Annotated in this window: 16 protein-coding genes and 1 other annotated feature; of the genes, 15 read left to right on the forward strand and 1 reads right to left on the reverse strand. The window is 37.9% G+C overall.

Going from position 1 to position 17,820, the window contains the following annotated elements; all coding sequences use genetic code 11:
• Positions 1-48 precede the first annotated feature (48 nt).
• Positions 49-288 (forward strand) — a binding site (T-box leader).
• Between the two features lie 48 nt (positions 289-336).
• The 5 genes from GCWU000282_RS03755 (at position 337) to GCWU000282_RS03770 (ending at position 6,005) form a co-directional block, all read left to right on the forward strand.
• Positions 337-3,030, forward strand: a complete 2,694-nt coding sequence (locus tag GCWU000282_RS03755; RefSeq protein ID WP_023353677.1) for a valine--tRNA ligase — start codon at positions 337-339, stop codon at positions 3,028-3,030.
• Between the two features lie 163 nt (positions 3,031-3,193).
• Entirely contained in the window at positions 3,194-3,901 is a 708-nt protein-coding gene (locus tag GCWU000282_RS03760) for a hypothetical protein (RefSeq protein WP_035039496.1), read from the forward strand.
• A gap of 135 nt (positions 3,902-4,036) precedes the next feature.
• The gene (locus tag GCWU000282_RS16800; RefSeq protein ID WP_023353679.1) at positions 4,037-4,180 is read left to right on the forward strand and encodes a hypothetical protein; all 144 of its coding nucleotides are present in this window, start codon (positions 4,037-4,039) and stop codon (positions 4,178-4,180) included.
• 4 nt (positions 4,181-4,184) lie between these two features.
• On the forward strand, positions 4,185-5,570 hold the full coding sequence (locus GCWU000282_RS03765; protein ID WP_023353680.1) for a tetratricopeptide repeat protein: 1,386 nt from the start codon (positions 4,185-4,187) through the stop codon (positions 5,568-5,570).
• Positions 5,571-6,005, forward strand: a complete 435-nt coding sequence (locus GCWU000282_RS03770; RefSeq protein ID WP_023353681.1) for a dUTP diphosphatase — start codon at positions 5,571-5,573, stop codon at positions 6,003-6,005.
• 3 nt (positions 6,006-6,008) lie between these two features.
• Here GCWU000282_RS03770 and GCWU000282_RS03775 read toward each other — a convergent pair whose 3' ends face one another.
• Complete coding sequence (locus tag GCWU000282_RS03775) at positions 6,009-6,359, reverse strand: helix-turn-helix domain-containing protein (protein WP_023353682.1); 351 nt, start codon at positions 6,357-6,359, stop codon at positions 6,009-6,011.
• Between the two features lie 203 nt (positions 6,360-6,562).
• Here GCWU000282_RS03775 and GCWU000282_RS15750 point away from each other — a divergent pair, with 203 nt between their 5' ends.
• From GCWU000282_RS15750 to GCWU000282_RS03825, 10 genes are all read left to right on the forward strand, one after another.
• On the forward strand, positions 6,563-8,032 hold the full coding sequence (locus tag GCWU000282_RS15750) for a PAS domain-containing protein (RefSeq protein ID WP_051384124.1): 1,470 nt from the start codon (positions 6,563-6,565) through the stop codon (positions 8,030-8,032).
• Positions 8,033-8,046: 14 nt separating this feature from the next.
• Positions 8,047-9,102, forward strand: coding sequence for an HD domain-containing phosphohydrolase (locus tag GCWU000282_RS03785; RefSeq protein WP_023353684.1), 1,056 nt, complete (start codon positions 8,047-8,049; stop codon positions 9,100-9,102).
• Between the two features lie 2 nt (positions 9,103-9,104).
• Positions 9,105-10,463, forward strand: a complete 1,359-nt coding sequence (locus GCWU000282_RS03790) for an ATP-binding protein (RefSeq protein ID WP_023353685.1) — start codon at positions 9,105-9,107, stop codon at positions 10,461-10,463.
• Between the two features lie 13 nt (positions 10,464-10,476).
• On the forward strand, positions 10,477-10,869 hold the full coding sequence (locus GCWU000282_RS03795; RefSeq protein WP_035039499.1) for a response regulator: 393 nt from the start codon (positions 10,477-10,479) through the stop codon (positions 10,867-10,869).
• A gap of 143 nt (positions 10,870-11,012) precedes the next feature.
• Positions 11,013-12,107, forward strand: coding sequence for a CobW family GTP-binding protein (locus GCWU000282_RS03800; RefSeq protein ID WP_035039501.1), 1,095 nt, complete (start codon positions 11,013-11,015; stop codon positions 12,105-12,107).
• Between the two features lie 209 nt (positions 12,108-12,316).
• Positions 12,317-13,267 (forward strand): TIGR03943 family putative permease subunit, encoded by a 951-nt coding sequence (locus GCWU000282_RS03805; protein ID WP_023353688.1) that lies wholly within the window; start codon positions 12,317-12,319, stop codon positions 13,265-13,267.
• A gap of 173 nt (positions 13,268-13,440) precedes the next feature.
• Positions 13,441-14,385, forward strand: a complete 945-nt coding sequence (locus tag GCWU000282_RS03810) for an AraC family transcriptional regulator (RefSeq protein ID WP_023353689.1) — start codon at positions 13,441-13,443, stop codon at positions 14,383-14,385.
• Between the two features lie 235 nt (positions 14,386-14,620).
• A complete protein-coding gene (locus GCWU000282_RS03815; protein WP_408605494.1) occupies positions 14,621-16,030 on the forward strand; it encodes an ABC transporter substrate-binding protein in 1,410 nt (469 codons plus the stop codon).
• Between the two features lie 106 nt (positions 16,031-16,136).
• The gene (locus GCWU000282_RS03820) at positions 16,137-17,021 is read left to right on the forward strand and encodes a carbohydrate ABC transporter permease (RefSeq protein ID WP_023353691.1); all 885 of its coding nucleotides are present in this window, start codon (positions 16,137-16,139) and stop codon (positions 17,019-17,021) included.
• Positions 17,014-17,820, forward strand: coding sequence for a carbohydrate ABC transporter permease (locus GCWU000282_RS03825; protein WP_023353692.1), 807 nt, complete (start codon positions 17,014-17,016; stop codon positions 17,818-17,820). Before GCWU000282_RS03820 ends, GCWU000282_RS03825 begins: the two co-directional genes overlap by 8 nt.

Genomic DNA, 17,820 nt, shown 5'->3' on the forward strand with positions numbered 1-17,820 from the left:
TTCCAAGAAGAATAGTTGACAAATCCCCCTTCATTCGATATTATGTTGGTAAATGTAGTGCGAAAGAGGAGTAGCCCTGTATTCTTATCAGAGAGAGACCGGAAGGTGCAAGGTCTTAAGAAGAAAGGGTGAAGGTAGCTTTCAAACAGCATCTCTGAGAAAGTGCGGTATGCAGATTAGGAGATGACGGCTTCCCCGTTATGGAAATAAAGGTGATGAGTTTAAACGTAATGTTAAAATTTTATCATAAAATAAGGTGGTACAGCGGGATATGCTCTCGCCCTTAGCTAAGGCTTAGGGTGGGAGTTTTTTTTACAAAACCAAAAGGAGAAATTCATGAAAAAAGAACTTGAAAAGACCTACGATCCGAAGCAAATCGAAGATAAAATCTATCATAACTGGACTGAAAAAGGATACTTCCATGCAGAAGTAAACCCTAATAAGAAGCCGTTTACCATAGTTATGCCACCGCCTAATATTACAGGACAGCTTCACATGGGACATGCCTTGGATAATACCATGCAGGATATTCTTATCCGCTTTAAGAGAATGCAGGGCTTTGAGGCATTGTGGCAGGCAGGAACCGACCATGCTTCCATAGCTACAGAGGCTAAAATAGTAGAAAAGCTTAAAGAAGAAGGCACATCGAAGGAAGAACTGGGCAGAGAAGGCTTTTTAAAGCGTGCCTGGGAATGGAAGGAAGAATACGGCGGAAGAATTATATCTCAGCTTAAAAAGCTTGGCTCATCCTGCGATTGGGAGAGAGAACGTTTTACTATGGATGAGGGCTGTTCCGAGGCAGTTAAGGAAGTATTTGTAAAGCTTTATGATAAAAAACTCATTTATAAAGGCTCAAGACTTGTAAACTGGTGCCCTGTATGTAATACATCCATTTCAGATGCAGAAGTTGAACATGAGGAAAAGGCAGGACATTTTTGGCATATTAAATATCCTGTAATGGAAGACGGCAAGCCAAGCAAGACTAACTTCCTTGAATTTGCGACCACCCGTCCTGAAACAATGCTTGGAGATACTGCGGTAGCGGTAAATCCTGAGGATGAGAGATATAGATATCTTAAGGGAAAAACAGTGTGGCTTCCTATAGCGGAGCGTGAAATTCCTGTTATAGAAGACAGCTATGTAGATATGGAATTTGGAACAGGTGTAGTTAAGATTACTCCTGCACACGATCCTAACGACTTTGAAGTTGGTAAACGCCATAATCTGCCTGAAATCAACATTATGAATGATGATGCTACGATAAATGAAAATGGTGGAAAGTATGCAGGACTTGACAGGTATGAGGCAAGAAAAAAAATCGTTGAAGAGTTAGACAGCCTCGGACTTCTTGGCAAAATTGAAGACCACAGCCACAATGTAGGTACCTGCTACCGCTGCCATAGCGTAGTTGAACCGCTTATCAAAGAGCAGTGGTTCGTAAAAATGGATGAGATGATTAAGCCTGCAAGTGAAGCTGTAAAGAAAGGCGAGCTTAAACTCATTCCTGAGAGAATGGATAAGATATACTTTAACTGGACAGACAATATAAGAGACTGGTGTATCTCAAGACAGCTCTGGTGGGGACATAGAATACCTGCCTGGTACTGCGGAGATTGCGGTGAAGTTATAGTTGCAAAAGAAGAGCCGAAAGTTTGCCCTAAGTGTGGCAAGGCTCATTTAAGACAGGACGAAGATACCCTTGACACCTGGTTTTCTTCAGCACTTTGGCCGTTTTCAACCCTTGGCTGGCCTAATGAAACGCCTGAATACAAATATTTTTACCCTACAGATGTACTTGTAACAGGCTATGACATCATCTTCTTCTGGGTAATCAGAATGGTATTTTCAGCATTTGAACATACAGGAAAAGCACCGTTCAATACAGTTATGTTCCATGGACTTGTAAGAGATTCACTTGGTCGTAAGATGAGTAAGTCACTCGGAAATGGTATAGATCCGCTTGAAATCATAGACAAATACGGTGCGGATGCACTTAGATTTACCCTTATTACAGGTAATGCACCGGGAAATGATATGCGTTTCTACAACGAAAGAGTAGAGGCAAGCAGAAACTTTGCAAACAAGGTATGGAATGCTTCAAGATTTATAATGATGAACCTTGATGCAGCCGAAGTTCCTGCTAATATAGAACTGTCTGACCTTACTCCTGCTGACAAGTGGATACTTAGCAGGGCTAATAAGCTTTCGGCAGAAATGACAGAAAATATGGATGCTTTTGAGCTTGGTATAGCGGTGCAGAAGGTATATGACTTTATATGGGAAGAGTTCTGCGACTGGTACATAGAGATGGTTAAGCCTCGTCTTTACAGCGATACTGATAAGACCAAGGCAGCAGCTTTGTTTACACTTAAGACTGTTTTGATTAATATGCTTAAACTCTTACACCCATTCATGCCTTTTGTTACGGAGGAAATATATCAGGCACTCCGTGAAAATGAGCCGAATGAAGCGGTTAAGGCGGCAATGGAAGAGAGCATAATGATTTCGACCTGGCCTAAATTTAAGGCAGAGTGGGATTTTGCAAAAGAAGAGGCTGAGGTAGCCCTTATCAAAGAGGCTGTAAAGAGTATAAGAGCAGTCCGCACTGACATGAACGTACCACCTTCAAGAAAGGCAAAGGTTATAGTGGTTGCCGATAAAGAAGAAGTAAGAAAGGTATTTACAGAGGGTGAGAAATTCTTTGCAAGTCTTTCTTATGCGGGGGAAGTAGCAGTACAGGCAGATAAGGCAGGAATAGATGAAAATGCAGTATCAGCGGTAATTTCACAGGCTGTTATCTATATGCCGTTTAGTGACCTTGTGGATATAGATAAGGAAATCGAACGCCTTCTTAAAGAACATAAAAGACTTGAAGGCGAGATAGCACGTTCAAACGGTATGCTAAACAACGAGAAGTTTGTGTCCAAAGCTCCTGAAGCCAAGATAAATGAGGAGAAGGAGAAACTTGCAAAGTATACGGAAATGATGAAGCAGGTTGAGGAACAGCTTGGAAGGCTGAAGAAGAACTAAATAGTAATATAAAGCAAAATATTAGAAGCAAAACAGATAGCACTGAGTACAGGAAAAACTCCGTTCTCAGTGCTATATTATTTTGACAAACTTTTTTAATAGTGCTATTATCAGCTTACAGAGGGGAATTTCAATGTCTGAGAATAGTCTAAGGAGGAGAGGTATGAAGACTAAAGTAAAAGCTATTATTGCTGTAGCAGGTTTATGTTTAACTTTATTGCCTTTAGCCGGCTGCAATCAAAAAGCTTCAGACCTTAATATGGAAGAAGTGATTAAAGACTTAAAAGAAAATCGTGAAATTCCGGACGGTGAAGTAGGTACAGAAGCTGCTTATGAGATGTACGGGCAGAATCTGAGAAATGACTATGATAGTGATGAAATGTCGGTATATTTTAAGGGGAAGACCGCGGTAATTACAAAGAAAGATTTGGAAATGAGCATAGACAACCTGGTGCTTTCAGGGTTAAAAGAAGAAAATGCAATAAAAGAAGCTGTTAAGCTTACTATGGAGAGAGAGGCTTTGTATGAGGAAGCTGTTGCAGAAGGATTTAATGTAACAGATGATGAGATAAAGGCTTATCTTGAGGAACTAAAAGGGATGATGGACAAAGCAGATAATAAGGCTCAGGTTGAGGCCATTATAAAGGGCTTCGGTTCAGAAGAAAAATACTGGGATTTTGAGTTCAGCATATATAAAAAGGATCTTCCTATAATAAAACATCAGGAAGCTCTTGAAAAACAATATAATGATAAGAATATGAAGTTAAGGCTTGATATGGTTAAACCAACCTATAAAGAAGGCTTTGGAGGTTTTCTTGAACAATATAAAGAAGCTCTGGTAAAGGATCAAAGTTTCAGGTTAGTTAAGTAAGAAAGTATATGTAAAAGCTGTTAAATTTCTGATTATAATTGAATAAGCCTACAAAATGTGGTATGATTTTAATGCAGAAATCTGTGTTTCATACCATATTTTTGTTTTAAGTGTGATAATTTGAAGGGAGATATTATGTTAGATTTTGAGAAAGAACTTGAAAAATTTCAGCCAAGCCTTGAAATTGAAGAGGTGGCAGATGTTATAAGGCATAATGATGTATCTGATGTGGCAGACTTGATAAAAGAAGTGCTTATAGAAACAAGGGAGACGAGGTAAATATATGCAGTGCCCATATTGTAATACAAAACTCAAATCGGGAGATACTTGTGAAAAATGTGGCAATGATGTAAAGCAGTTTAAGAGACTTTACAGAATTTCCAACAGATGCTATAACGAAGGACTTGAAAAGGCAAAGGCAAGAGATTTGTCAGGAGCTGTGGTAAGCCTTCAAAACAGTTTGAAAATAAATAAAAAGAATACCGAGGCAAGAAATCTTCTGGGGCTCATATACAGTGAAATGGGTGAAATAGTTGATGCACTCAGAGAGTGGATTATAAGCAGTCATTTTGAAGAGGAAAATAATCTTGCTACGGAATATTTGTCATATTTTCAGAATAATCCTACAAGGCTTGATGCGGCGGGGCAGGTTGTAAAGAAGTACAATGCTTCTCTAAAACTTGCAAAATCCGGAAACCTTGACCTTGCTGTTATACAATTAAAGAAACTTATTTCTTTGAATGGTAAACATATTAAAGGATTACAGTTGCTTGGACTTTTAAATATTAAGTCCGGCAATATTTCTCAGGCTAAAAAGTATCTGAAAATGATACTTAAGGTGGATACAATGAATCCGCTTGCAATGATGTATCTTAAGGAAATTAAGGGACAGAATACGGGAGAAGATAAGACGGAAGATGAAGATGCGGATAAACTTGTATTAAATGCAAGAGAATCTTTTGCACCGATGAGTGCTTATAGGGATAATAAGCATGGGATTTTGCCATGGCTCAGTTTGCTGTTTGGAATAGTACTTGGTATGGCGTTTTTTATGATAGCCATAGTTCCGGGGATAAGAGCTAAGTCTGTGGAAAATAAAAAGGCTGAAATAGTAAGCCTCAATGAGACTCTGGCAAAGACAAATGCCGAATTTGACTCAGTTTCAAGTGAAAATGCAGAGCTTAAAAAACAGGTGGAGACTCTTGAAACTAAGAATAAACAGTTGTCGGAAAGCAGTAAGAAAACTAAAAGCAATAATGATGGATTTGGAACTCTGGCGGCAGCGGCAGCTTATTATACTATGGAAAATAATGATAAAGCAGCCGAAACTTTGGTGAAAGTAGACAAAGCAACGCTTAAGGATAAGAATATGCTTAATCTCTACAATCAGCTTTCCGCTAAAATCTTTACGGAACAGTCTGCAAGGTTGTTTCAGGAAGGATACAGCCTCTATAGCGGCGGGAAATATGATGAAGCATTGAAAAGTTTTGAAACTTCACTGAAGATGAATAAGAAAAATGTGGATTCAACCTATTTTACAGCCAGATGCTATGACAGAAAGGGAGACAAGACCAAGGCTGCGGAATGGTACAATAAAGTAATAAATGATTTTGGAAATACACAAAGAGCGGTAGAAGCAAAAAGAATGCTTAGCGTATTGGGAGTATAAATGGAAACTATAAAGATTAAATATTTTTCGAATGAAATAGAAAAACTTTGCTATATAGCAGGCAATTCTGATTGGATAGATTTGAGAGTTGCGGAAAATGTTGTAATGAAAAAAGGTGAATTCAGACTCATAAGACTTGGGGTAGCAATGGAGCTACCCGAAGGGTATGAAGCTCATGTGGTGCCGAGAAGTTCTACTTATAAGAACTTTGGGCTTATCCAGACTAATCACATGGGTGTAATAGACGAAAGCTACAAAGGGGACGCTGATGAATGGAAATGGCCTGCCCTTGCAATGCGAGATACAGAGGTTCATGTCGGTGACAGGCTTTGCCAATTCCGAATAATGAAGCATCAGCCCCAAATTAGCTTTCTTGAAGTTGCTTCCCTCGAAAATGAGGATAGAGGCGGCTTTGGGACTAGCGGTACAAATTAAAGCTTACTTATGATTCTTTTTATTTTCCTGTTTGTCTAAGAGATATTCAGCGTAGTCTCTTACCGAGGCTGCACTTTCAGGCATTAACTGCTGATATACTAAAAAGAAATCAACTATTTCCTTATCAAGTATTTCTCCGCCTATAGGAAGAGCTGAGTCAGATATACCAAGCAAATAATCGCAGGTTACGTCAAACTCCTTGGACAAAGCTATAAGCTTGTCAAAGGAAGGCTCATTCCTGTTTGATTCATAGTTTGAAATTGCGGTGGGCTTCAAGCCTAATATATTCGCAAGTTCGCCTTGGGTAAGGCCTTTCTTTTGGCGAAGCTGCTTAAGTCTTAAGTGAAAATTCATTAATTTACCTCCTTATAGGGCAATGATTGATGTAGATTGCAACAAGGTAGGGCTATAGCAATCTGAATATTATTTCGGCAAGTAATAATTGTTTAGATAATGTCAATTAATAATATAATGTTATTAGTAAAATGTCAAATATTAAAGTGCAAAAGAGTAAAATTTAATTTAACTTACACAAAATGTGTATGGCGAGGTGGATTATGAATGTTAATATGGAACTTTATAATACTCTTAAAGAAGAATGCCTTGAATTAATATTTGTATTTGGTGAAGATGGGCGCTATATCAATTGTTCCAATAAAGCCAGAGAAAGCTTGGGATATTTACAGGATGAAGACATGGGAAAATTTGAAAACATTTTTCCAAATATTCTTTTAGAGGAAACAAGTCTGCTTGAACATGTTGAGGCTGACGTATACAGAAAAAATGAAACCTGCTTTCCTGCGGATGTTAAAATAATAAGATTTGAGGATGATAAATTTATAGTATTTGCAATAGACCAGACAGAGACAAGAAATATGGCGAGAGAGCTTAAGGCTTGCAAAGAAGAATTAAAATCGGAATTAAAATACAAGACAGAATTTGTGTCAAACATTACCCATGAACTCAGAACCCCGGTAAACGGAATTCAGGGTATGACAAAGAATCTGCTTAATACGGAGCTTGACTCCTTTCAACTTGAAACTGTCGGAATAATAGAACAATGCTGTGTAAATATGTCAAAGATAATAAATGATCTTTTAGACTTTTCTAAGATGGAATCAGATAAACTGGTACTTGAAAATAAGGCATTTTCTTTCAGAGAATTTTTAAATAAAGTAATGGCATTTAATGTAACCCTCGTAAATGAAAAGGGGCTGAAACTTTTGGTACATGTCGGAGACGATATCCCAAAATATCTTATCGGAGATGAGCTCAGGCTTACCCAAATATTTAATAATCTTATAAGCAATGCGGTAAAGTTTACTACGATAGGACATGTTGCGGTAGAGGCCTCTTTGATTCGAGAAGAAGATGATTTTGTAGAACTTTTTTTTATGGTTGTAGACACAGGCATAGGTATAGCAAAAGAAAACATGGATAAGCTGTTTAAGAAGTTTTCACAGGTGGATGCGTCTACTACAAGGAGATTCGGCGGCACCGGTCTTGGGCTGTCAATAAGCAAGAAGCTGGTAGAACTGATGGGCGGCGACATTAAGGTTGAAAGTGAAGTAGGAAAAGGAAGTTCATTTTCATTCAATGTCATCCTTAAAAAGGCAGATGAGGCAGAAGAGACTACAGGGGTAGAACTGCCTAGCGGAAATTTTGTATATGAAGGAAGCGGTCAATACTCAGAGTCGGAAGAAGAATCAAAATACTCTGGAGAAGGCGGTGATGGTTGGAAACTGAAAGCAAACTCCGATAAAATATACCAGTTTGGTACAAGTGAGAATATAAGAGAGATAAACACCGCACTTGAAAAGCTGTTTATTTGCATAGAGCTTGGGAATTGGGAGAAGGCAGAGAATTTTGCCAGCGTGGTAAAGAATCTTATTTCCGATAATGAATCCGAGCAGCAGCTTAAGAAAGAAGCGTTCAGACTTGAGTTGATTATCAGACGAGGAGATCATGATAAGGCATTGGTTCAATTTAATACATTTAAAAATAAACTTGCGGAGCTTGGTTTTTAAAGGGGTAGAAGATAATGAAAACGAATATTCTTATTGTTGATGATGTACTCACAAGCCTTGCGGTTATGACTGATATAGTTAAGGGTGCCGGCTTTATCGCAAGACCTGTACAGAACGTAAAACAGGCTATGGAGGCAATAGAAGCCCTTCCTCCTGATCTCATTCTGTCAGATATATGTATGCCTGACATAGATGGATATGAATTTTGTGAAATGCTGAAGGCAAATCCCAAGACAGCGGATATTCCGGTGATTTTTATATCTGCGATGGGTGATGCAAATTCCAGAAAAAAGGGGTATAATGTTGGTGCGGTTGATTTTATAATAAAACCGTTTGACTTCGATGAGGTCAGGCTCAGAATCAATACACATATGAAGAACCTGGTTATGCAGCGTGAGCTTGAGGAGTATAATAAAAGACTTCATAGGATGATGAACACACAGATTGCCAAAATTACCGATGACCAAAGATATCTTATATATGGGCTTGTAAGGTTGGCAGAGTCCAGAGAGGATCCTACAGGCACTCATATGCTGAATGTATCGGCCAACTCGGCGTTTTTGGCGCAGAGTCTGCAATTATCACCTGAATATGAAAAGTATATAAGCAATAATTTTATTGAGGACATAGGACTTGCGGCACCACTTCACGATATTGGTAATCTTACCATCAGCGATAGGATTTTGCTTAAAAGGGGCAAGCTTACTCCTGACGAGATGATTGTAATGAAAACTCATACTGAAATAGGAGCAAGAACTTTGACTGAGGTGTACAGCCATAATGAGTTCAGCAGATATTTGGGAATGGGAATAGATATTGCATATTATCATCATGAAAAATGGGACGGTACAGGCTATCCCAAGGGACTGAAAGGCAAGGGGATACCGATTTCAGCCAGAATATTTTCACTTGTGGATGTATATGATACATTGACAAGAGATAAATGCTACAGAGACGCTTATAGCCATGAAGAGGCACTTGAGATAATTAAAGGGGAGTCAGGGAAGAGTTTCGATCCGAGTATAGTAGATATATTTTTTAAGATACAAAGTGGGATTAGGAGGAATTAAATTTGGGAGTTGCAAAAAAGGAACCAATTATTGAAATATTTGCGGGTGAAGCAGGGGATTCAATTCAGACATTCGATAAATACAGGCTTGAAGGGGAAAAAGCAAAAGAATTTGGAAGAGAACTTATAGTAGAGCTTTCCGGGCTTGTACGCATAATTCGCAGAGATTCAAGTATGTTGTTATTTGACGGGATAGCGCAGGTAAGCGGTAAGCTTGAAAAACTCCTGGACTGCTATAGAGATGTGAGGGCGGAAAAGCCGGATTTTGAACCTTTTAAGGCGGTGCTGGCCGCATATTCTGAATTTATCCATAATGAACTTTATAAGCTCACACATAATGAAAGAGTAAACGGAGATAACAGCGAGATAATAGAGCTTATTGACCGGATGGACACAGGAGTGGTAGGTTATAATAAGCTTCCGACCTCTGCTCCGAACAGGCGTAAGCAGTATTATATACCTAGTAAGCAGGAAAGTGACAGTGCAGTGGTGTCACCTACGCAAGGGGTATTTGACGGACTTCTGATTGATGAGGCTAAAAAACCTGAAGATGGTCTTGCTAAGCCGAAAACACCGACTGAAATTTTGAGCTCGCTTAAGAACAGACTTATAAATTTCAATATCACAGATGATAAGATGGAAGAAATAAGAAAACTCTGTGTAAAGCTTGAAAATGCTATGGAAGGGCTTAAATCGGTATATAATGATGATATGGTGGAAGAAATAAGCAGGATTGCGGAGGGCATAAAAGCCTGGGTTATAGATGCCAGAATGACAGATTTTTCTATGGTTGCATCCAAGGCTAAGCTTGCCGCCAAGGATTTACTTAAGCATACGGGGAAAAAAGCTAAGTTTGAGATAAAAGGTCTTGAAAATGAAGAACAAGTTCTCCATATTGAAAAATATAAAACAGGTAATCTTTCAAAAGCTCTTACGCATCTTATAAGAAATGCGGTAGATCATGGACTGGAAATGCCCGAAGCAAGGGTAAAGGCGGGTAAGAGTAAAGAAGGACATATAAGCCTTGAATTTATAAAATCGGACAAGTTTAAAGGTATAGAGATTCATTTTTCAGATGATGGTATGGGAATAAATCCGGATAAGATACTTAAGGCGGCTGAAATGAAAGGAATTCTTCTTAATCCAAAGGAGAGTTACAGTCTTGAAGATATATTAAAAATACCTTTTATGACAGGATTTACTACGAGAAAAACAATTGGTGATTATTCAGGAAGAGGAGTAGGACTGGATCAGGTTGCTCATCTGATTGAAGAAATAAATGGCAGAGTAGTACTTAAGAGCAAAGAGGGCGAAGGCACAGAGGTGGATATTGAGCTGCCATATGACCACATTTCTGAATAATAAGGAGGATATCATGAGAATTTTACTGGCCGAGGATGATTATGCCAGCAGAAAGTTTGGGATAAATTTTTTAAGCAAATACGGAGAAGTGGACGCAACAGTTGACGGAGAAGAGGCTGTGGCTGCTTTTGAATTTGCTGCAGAGGATGGAGAGTATTATGATTTAATATGCTTAGATATAATGATGCCGGGAACAGACGGAATCGAAGCGCTTTACAGAATCAGAGAGGCTGAAAAGAGGCTTAAATTACCTGAGGATAAGTGCCCGAAGATAATTATGGTCTCTGCACTAAGTGACATGAATTATGTAGACGGAGCCTTTGAACTTGGCTGTGACGGATATGCCAACAAACCTCTTGATACAGATAAATTTGAAGATGTACTTAGGAAACTTGGACTCATTTAATAAGGATTGCGAGAAGTGAAGCTGTAGCAATCCTGTATCTAAAGAATCCTGCTTGAAATTAAAGTTTCATTGTGATAAGATAGTGGCTGTTCGAGTAGTTACTTGTAACTAACCATAAAACAGCTATGAAAGGAAGAAGGAAAATGACAAAGATAGATATAATTTCCGGGTTTCTCGGTGCAGGTAAGACAACCCTCATCAAGAAACTTATAAAGGAGGCACTTTCGGGACAGAAATTAGTGCTTATTGAAAATGAATTTGGAGAGATAGGTATAGACGGAGGCTTCTTAAAAGAGGCAGGAATTGAGATTACTGAGATGAACTCAGGCTGTATCTGCTGCACTTTGGTAGGTGACTTTGGTACTGCTCTCAGAGATGTAATTACAAAGTATGAGCCTGACAGAATAATAATTGAACCTTCGGGTGTAGGCAAACTTTCTGATGTAATAAAGGCTGTTGCTGATGTTAAGAAAGACTTTGATACTGTTGAATTAAACAGCTTTATTGCAGTTGTGGATGCAGGTAAGACCACTATGTATATGAAAAACTTTGGTGAATTTTTTAATGACCAGATTGAAAATGCAAATACCATCGTTTTAAGCCGTACAGGAAAGACATCTGAAAGTAAGCTTGAAAAGGCTGTGGCGGCAATAAAGGAGCATAATGATAAGGCAGTAATCATCACTACTGATTGGGACAGCCTTACGGGTGAACAGATACTTGAGACTATGGAAAAAGCTGCCGGAGAAGTAAAAGACCTACTGTTTACCAATGAAGAATTAGAGAGTTGTGAACATCACCATCATCATGACCATGACCACGAAGAAGGTCACGAATGCGGTTGTGGTCACCATCATGACCATGACCACGAAGAAGGCCACGAGTGTGGCTGCGGACATAATCATGACCATGACCATGAAGAAGGCCATAAGTGTGGTTGTGGACATCATCACCACCATGCCGATGAAGTATTTGACAGCTGGGGAGTTACTACTCCTAAGCGTTTTACAAAAGAGGCTCTTAACAAGATACTTGATACTCTTGCTTGGGGTAATGGGCTTGGAATCATCCTTCGTGCAAAGGGTATAGTTCAGTCGGAAGATGATGAGTGGCTTGAGTTTGACCTCACTCCGGGCGAATTTGAGGTAAGAACAGGCTCACCCGATGTTACAGGTAAGCTCTGTGTAATTGGTTCAAGACTTAAGAAAGATGAGATACAGGCTCTTTTTGAGGTATAACAGATTGGATTTAATTATTCAAAATTATTCACGAAATATCTTGTGAAATATCGTAATCAAGCCACAGGCAACAAATAACGATATTTTTGCAGATATTTGGTAATATCACCCCATATTTACAGACCGAAAGCTGTTTATCCTATTGCACTGTGCAGAATAATAAGTCTGTGGCTATGGCGTGAAGTATTTAAGACCGGTAAGGAGAAACTATGGTTCAGGAAAAAGATATACCTGTATATATGTTTACAGGTATGCTTGAGAGTGGAAAAACCGCATTTTTAAGAGATACTCTTGAAGGCGGTGAGTTTGAAGACGGTAATAAATCCCTTTTTATTATGTGTGAAGAGGGGGAGATTGAACTTTCGGAAAAGCTTTTAAAAAGAAATAAAATGTCTATAGTTGTAGTAGAAGATAAAGAAGATATAACAGAGGAATATTTTAAGAATCTTGAAAAGGAATATAATCCTGACAGGATAGTTATTGAAAATAACGGAATGTGGATACCTCAGGAGATTATAGATGAATTTCCTGAAAACTGGATGCTTGTTCAGTGCATCAATCTGATAGACGGCTCTACCTTTGAAAGTTATCTGCAGAATATGGGAAGCTTTGTTATGGAACAGGTAAAACCAGCCGACCTTGTTGTATTTAACAGGGTTACAGATACAGAACTTCGCGGCGGATACAGAAGGCGTATCAAGGCTCTTAACAGAAAGGCTCAGATTCTGTATGAGGATGAGCAGGGAAACCTGGATGATGCCTATGTAGAAAGTCTTCCGTTTGACACTGATAAAGATGTAATAGAACTTGAAGATGATGACTTTGGACTGTGGTACTTAGATGCTATGGATCATCCTGAAAAATACAAGGGAAAGACAATGAAGTTCAGGGGACTTATCTACAGGGATAAGAAATTCCCTGCCGATAAGCTTGTTCCCGGCCGCTTTGCAATGACCTGCTGTGCGGCAGATGTACAGTTCATAGGCTTTGTATGCCATGCTCCTAACGCTTCCGAATTTAACCAGAAGGATTGGGCTTATATAGAGGCTGAGGCAAAGTTTGAGTATTGCAAGGATTATAAAGGTAAGGGAATAGTGCTTTACGCCAGAGAGCCTTTAAAGAGGGCTGAGGCTGGAGAGCAGTTGGTTTATTTTACCTAAGCCGGTACTGTACTTGTAAAGATATGATATTCAGGTACTATAATAATACAAAACAACCCTGAGAAATTAGCAAACTTTCCCGGGGTTGTTGTTTTAATATCCGTTATAAACAAAATTCTGAAATTATAATCTGAAAAAGAATTGAGGGATATTGTAAATATGAGAGAGGTATTATGTCAAAAAAGAAAAATTCTGTTATAGAACTAAGATATTATGAAAAACCTATCAAAGAACCGGTACTTGCTCTGCTTGGTGAAAACTGGATAAGAGAGTATGGAAAAGATACCGATGGTAAGATGATAGAAAATATGCATTTTCATAATCTTATGGAAATAGGCTATTGTGTATCGGGAGAAGGGGAAATGATACTTGACGGAGAAAGCAAAGTGTATAAGGAGGGGAATTTTACTGTTATACCCATAAATTTTCCTCATAATACTATAGGTAAAAGGGGAACCCTTGGTCATTGGGAATATATTTTTTGTGATCCGGAATATATATTAAAAAGAGCATTTCCTAATAATGAGCCATTTGTTGAAAATACTCTGAAAAGGTTGAACAGTCATGTGTATTTTTGTCACAAAGACAAACAGCCTGAACTTGCCGGACTGATAAGGTCTATAATGAATGAAATGAGAAATAAGAAGGCATATTATTGTGAGAAGATAATTATGCTATGTAATTCACTTTTCTTTGAAGCTGCAAGAATGAGTGAGGTTGATTATGAAGTTGAATTTGAGTATAAGGATATGGGGGTTATATCTGCTGCAATAACATATATTGATAAGAATTATGCAGAACAATTAAGAATAAGAGATGTGGCAGAGAGTTGTAATATGAGTGAAACTAATTTCAGAAGATTATTTTCTGCATATATGGGTCATGCTCCGTTAGAGTATTTTAACCTGATACGTATTAGTAAAGCCTGTGAACTTATTAAGTCTACAATGTTATCTATGGAAGATATTGCAATGAAAGTAGGGTATTTGCAGATGTCAACCTTTAATAGAAATTTTAAAAAAATTATGGGAGAATCACCTTATAAATGGAAAAGAAACCCTGCAAATTTTGAGAGTAAGTTGTTAAATGCAAATGTGTCAACTAAAAAAGGATGGTAGTATAAGAGTAAAAGTGCAATTTGGTCGAAATTGCACTTTTTTTGTGAATTATTAGCAACATAGACATTTGAATATTAGTTATACTATTCTGGTAAATATGGAATAGTTTTTGGACAAATTAGCCAAGAATAAAATGAGGTAATTTAACGTTGTCTAAAAATTGACTAATATATTGTAGATAAACCTACGATATATTTCCTAATATTAATTTTCAGGAGGAGGAACAAGTATGAAAATGAAGAAAATTATGTCACTTGCATTGATAATGGCTATGGGTGTTACACTGTTATCAGGATGCGGAGGTTCAGGAGGTAATGGAGGCAGCACAGCAAAATCATCAGCCACTTCCAAAACTGCTTCGACTACATCGGCATCTAAAACTAATTCGGCTACATCGGCATCTAAGACTTCATCAGCAGCAACAGGGAACTTTACGGATAATGGCGGTCATGAACTTACTGTGTGGTGCTGGGATCAATCATTCAATATTTACGCTATGAAAGAGGCTGAGAAAATATATCAGAAAAAAGATCCGCAATTTAAGTTGAATATTGAAGAAGTTCGTTCTGATGATGTTGAAACAAAGATTACTACAGCAGCTTCATCAGGGGACCTCAGTACTTTGCCTGATATCTTCCTTATGCAGGATAATTCATTCCAGAAATATACAAGTAATTTTAACGATGTGTTCTTGGGACTAAATGATTCAGGAATAAATTTTAAGGACTTCGGTGAAGCAAAACAGGCATATTCAACACTTAATGGTGTTCATTACGGAGTTCCTTTTGATAATGGTGCTGTTATCGGAGCTTACAGGATAGATATACTTGAAAAAGCAGGACTTACAGCAGATGATTTCAAGGATATTACCTGGAGTAAATTTATTGAACTTGGAAAACAGGTTAAAGAAAAGACCAATACTCCTCTTCTTACAGTTACAGCAGGAACAAATGATTTAATAATGATGATGCTCCAGTCAGCAGGTTCTTCTATGTTTAAGGAAGATGGTTCACTTAATATAGTTGATAATGAAGTACTTAGAAAAGCTCTTGGAATATATCAGGAACTTTATAAAGCGGGAGTCTTGGTTGAAGTTACAGATTGGGATCAGTATATTGCCGCTATACAGCGTGGTTCAACAGCAGCTGTTATAAACGGATGTTGGATTATCGGTTCCATTACTGCTGCAAAGGATCTTTCGGGAAAATGGGCAATTAACAACATGCCTAGATTTGATGATGTTGAAGGTGCTACCAATTATTCAAATAATGGTGGTTCATCTTGGGCAATTACATCTAAATCCGAAAATCAGAAGCTTGCCATTGATTTCTTAAATACAACTTTTGCGGGAAGCGTAGAACTTTATGAGACAATTCTTCCTTCTTCGGGAGCTCTTGCTACATATCTTCCTGCCGGCAAAAGTGATGTATACAGTAAGCCACAGGAATTTTTCGGAGGAAAACCAATATATTCACTTATCACAGAATTTGCAGGCAAGATTCCAAGCAACATAACAGGTACTTATTATTATGATGCAAGAAATGCGGTAAGCGTTGGACTTAGCAATGTAATCCAGAAAGGTGCCAATATTGAAGATGAATTAAAAGCGGCACAAGAGACAGTAGAGTTTAATATGGGTGGCTGATATACAGTCAGATTCTAGAGTAGATTGAAATAGGGTTGCCGTAATAAAGAGATAATATTACTTATTCTTTAATGCGACAACCCTGTTTTAAGAAAGGGGAACTAATATGGAAGGCAAAAAAGGATTAAGTCTTGTTAAAAGACATCTTTTAATTGGCTGGGCATTTATTATTCCGGCAACTCTGCTTATTGTCATCTTCAGCTTTTTTCCTATGTTTCAGGCAATAATACTTTCATTAAAAAAGGGTGTCGGTACTAATCTTAATTGGAATGGAATAGCTAATTATGTAAGAATATTAAAAGATAAGCAATTTATTCAGGCAATATTTAACACATTATTTTATCTTGTTATTCAGGTGCCGATAATGCTTGGTATAGCTTTAGCGCTTGCATCTATTCTGAATAATAAGCACCTGAGATTTAAGGGGCTTTTTAGGACTATGATTTTCTTACCCTGCGCAACTTCACTGGTATCATATTCAATGATATTCAGGTCAATGTTTGCAAATGACGGTTTTATAAATAATGTACTTGTAAATTTCGGTTTTAACAGAATAGGCTGGTTTCAAAATGATTGGTTGGCAAGAGCTGTAATTGTAGTTGCTCTTATCTGGAGATGGACAGGTTATAATATGGTTTTTTACCTTGCCGGCTTGCAAAATATCGAATATTCAGTATATGAAGCAGCCAAAATTGACGGGGCATCGCCTTTTCAGTCATTTAGAAGAATAACCGTACCGCTTCTCAGACCAACAATATTGCTTACTGCAATTATGTCTATAAATGGTACATTACAGCTTTTTGATGAATCTGTTAACCTTACAAGTGGTGGACCGGGTATAGCAACTATGACAATGTCTCATTATATTTATAAGACCTCATTTGTAATGAGCCCTAATTTCCCTTATGCAGCGGCACTTTCAGTTGTTATCCTTGTAATGGTGGGTACACTTTCAGTAATCCAGATGAAGGTAGGTGATAAGCGTGACTAAGAAACAAAAGATTTTGGTATATACATTTCTTGTAATAGTTTCACTCCTTTCAATCTTTCCGATTTATTGGATGGCTTGTGCAGCAACCAATACAAGTGTGGACATAATGAGAGGTAAGCTGATACCGGGAGGTTATCTTATTGAGAATTTTAAATCTCTGATAGGTAATCAGGATTTGGGGAGAGCCTTTGTAAATTCTGTAAGAAACTCAGTACTACTTACACTTTTTTCTATGATAATATGTTCTATTGCGGGCTATGGCTTTGAAGTTTATCATCAGAAATCAAAGGATATATTATTTACTGTATTGCTTACAGCTATGATGCTTCCTTTTGTTGCAATAATGATTCCGTTATTTACCATGTTTTCAAAGGCAGGAATGGTAAATTCATGGCTGGCTTTCATGTTGCCCGGCTTATCAACACCATTTCTTATAATGATGTTTAGACAGGCAGCAAGAAGTTTTCCTAAAGAAATCATTGAAGCGGCAAGAATGGATGGTTTATCCGAAGTGGGTATTTTCTTTACTATGTTTGTACCAACAATGCGTTCAACTTATGGCGCAGCTGTAACAGTAACTTTTATGAGTACCTGGAACAGTTATCTGTGGCCAAAGGTAATTTTCCAGAAAAATGAATCTACAACCATGCCTATGCTTGTTGCTAATCTTCTTGGTGCTTACACTGTTGATTATGGTATGCTTATGTTGGGGGTTCTGATAGCAACCCTTCCTACAGCTGTAGTATTCTTTATGCTTCAAAAACAGTTTGCGGAAGGTATTACAGGTGCAATTAAATAG

Source organism: Catonella morbi ATCC 51271 (assembly GCF_000160035.2).
Taxonomy (GTDB): domain Bacteria; phylum Bacillota; class Clostridia; order Lachnospirales; family Lachnospiraceae; genus Catonella; species Catonella morbi.

What these genes read in the sequence shown, in the direction of transcription:
- GCWU000282_RS03755 (WP_023353677.1), top strand. Translation starts at nt 337, where the DNA reads ATGAAAAAAGAACTTGAAAAGACCTACGATCCGAAGCAAATCGAAGAT.
- GCWU000282_RS03760 (WP_035039496.1), top strand. Translation starts at nt 3,194, where the DNA reads ATGAAGACTAAAGTAAAAGCTATTATTGCTGTAGCAGGTTTATGTTTA.
- GCWU000282_RS16800 (WP_023353679.1), top strand. Translation starts at nt 4,037, where the DNA reads ATGTTAGATTTTGAGAAAGAACTTGAAAAATTTCAGCCAAGCCTTGAA.
- GCWU000282_RS03765 (WP_023353680.1), top strand. Translation starts at nt 4,185, where the DNA reads ATGCAGTGCCCATATTGTAATACAAAACTCAAATCGGGAGATACTTGT.
- GCWU000282_RS03770 (WP_023353681.1), top strand. Translation starts at nt 5,571, where the DNA reads ATGGAAACTATAAAGATTAAATATTTTTCGAATGAAATAGAAAAACTT.
- GCWU000282_RS03775 (WP_023353682.1), bottom strand. Translation starts at nt 6,359, where the DNA reads ATGAATTTTCACTTAAGACTTAAGCAGCTTCGCCAAAAGAAAGGCCTT.
- GCWU000282_RS15750 (WP_051384124.1), top strand. Translation starts at nt 6,563, where the DNA reads ATGAATGTTAATATGGAACTTTATAATACTCTTAAAGAAGAATGCCTT.
- GCWU000282_RS03785 (WP_023353684.1), top strand. Translation starts at nt 8,047, where the DNA reads ATGAAAACGAATATTCTTATTGTTGATGATGTACTCACAAGCCTTGCG.
- GCWU000282_RS03795 (WP_035039499.1), top strand. Translation starts at nt 10,477, where the DNA reads ATGAGAATTTTACTGGCCGAGGATGATTATGCCAGCAGAAAGTTTGGG.
- GCWU000282_RS03800 (WP_035039501.1), top strand. Translation starts at nt 11,013, where the DNA reads ATGACAAAGATAGATATAATTTCCGGGTTTCTCGGTGCAGGTAAGACA.
- GCWU000282_RS03805 (WP_023353688.1), top strand. Translation starts at nt 12,317, where the DNA reads ATGGTTCAGGAAAAAGATATACCTGTATATATGTTTACAGGTATGCTT.
- GCWU000282_RS03810 (WP_023353689.1), top strand. Translation starts at nt 13,441, where the DNA reads ATGTCAAAAAAGAAAAATTCTGTTATAGAACTAAGATATTATGAAAAA.
- GCWU000282_RS03815 (WP_408605494.1), top strand. Translation starts at nt 14,621, where the DNA reads ATGAAGAAAATTATGTCACTTGCATTGATAATGGCTATGGGTGTTACA.
- GCWU000282_RS03820 (WP_023353691.1), top strand. Translation starts at nt 16,137, where the DNA reads ATGGAAGGCAAAAAAGGATTAAGTCTTGTTAAAAGACATCTTTTAATT.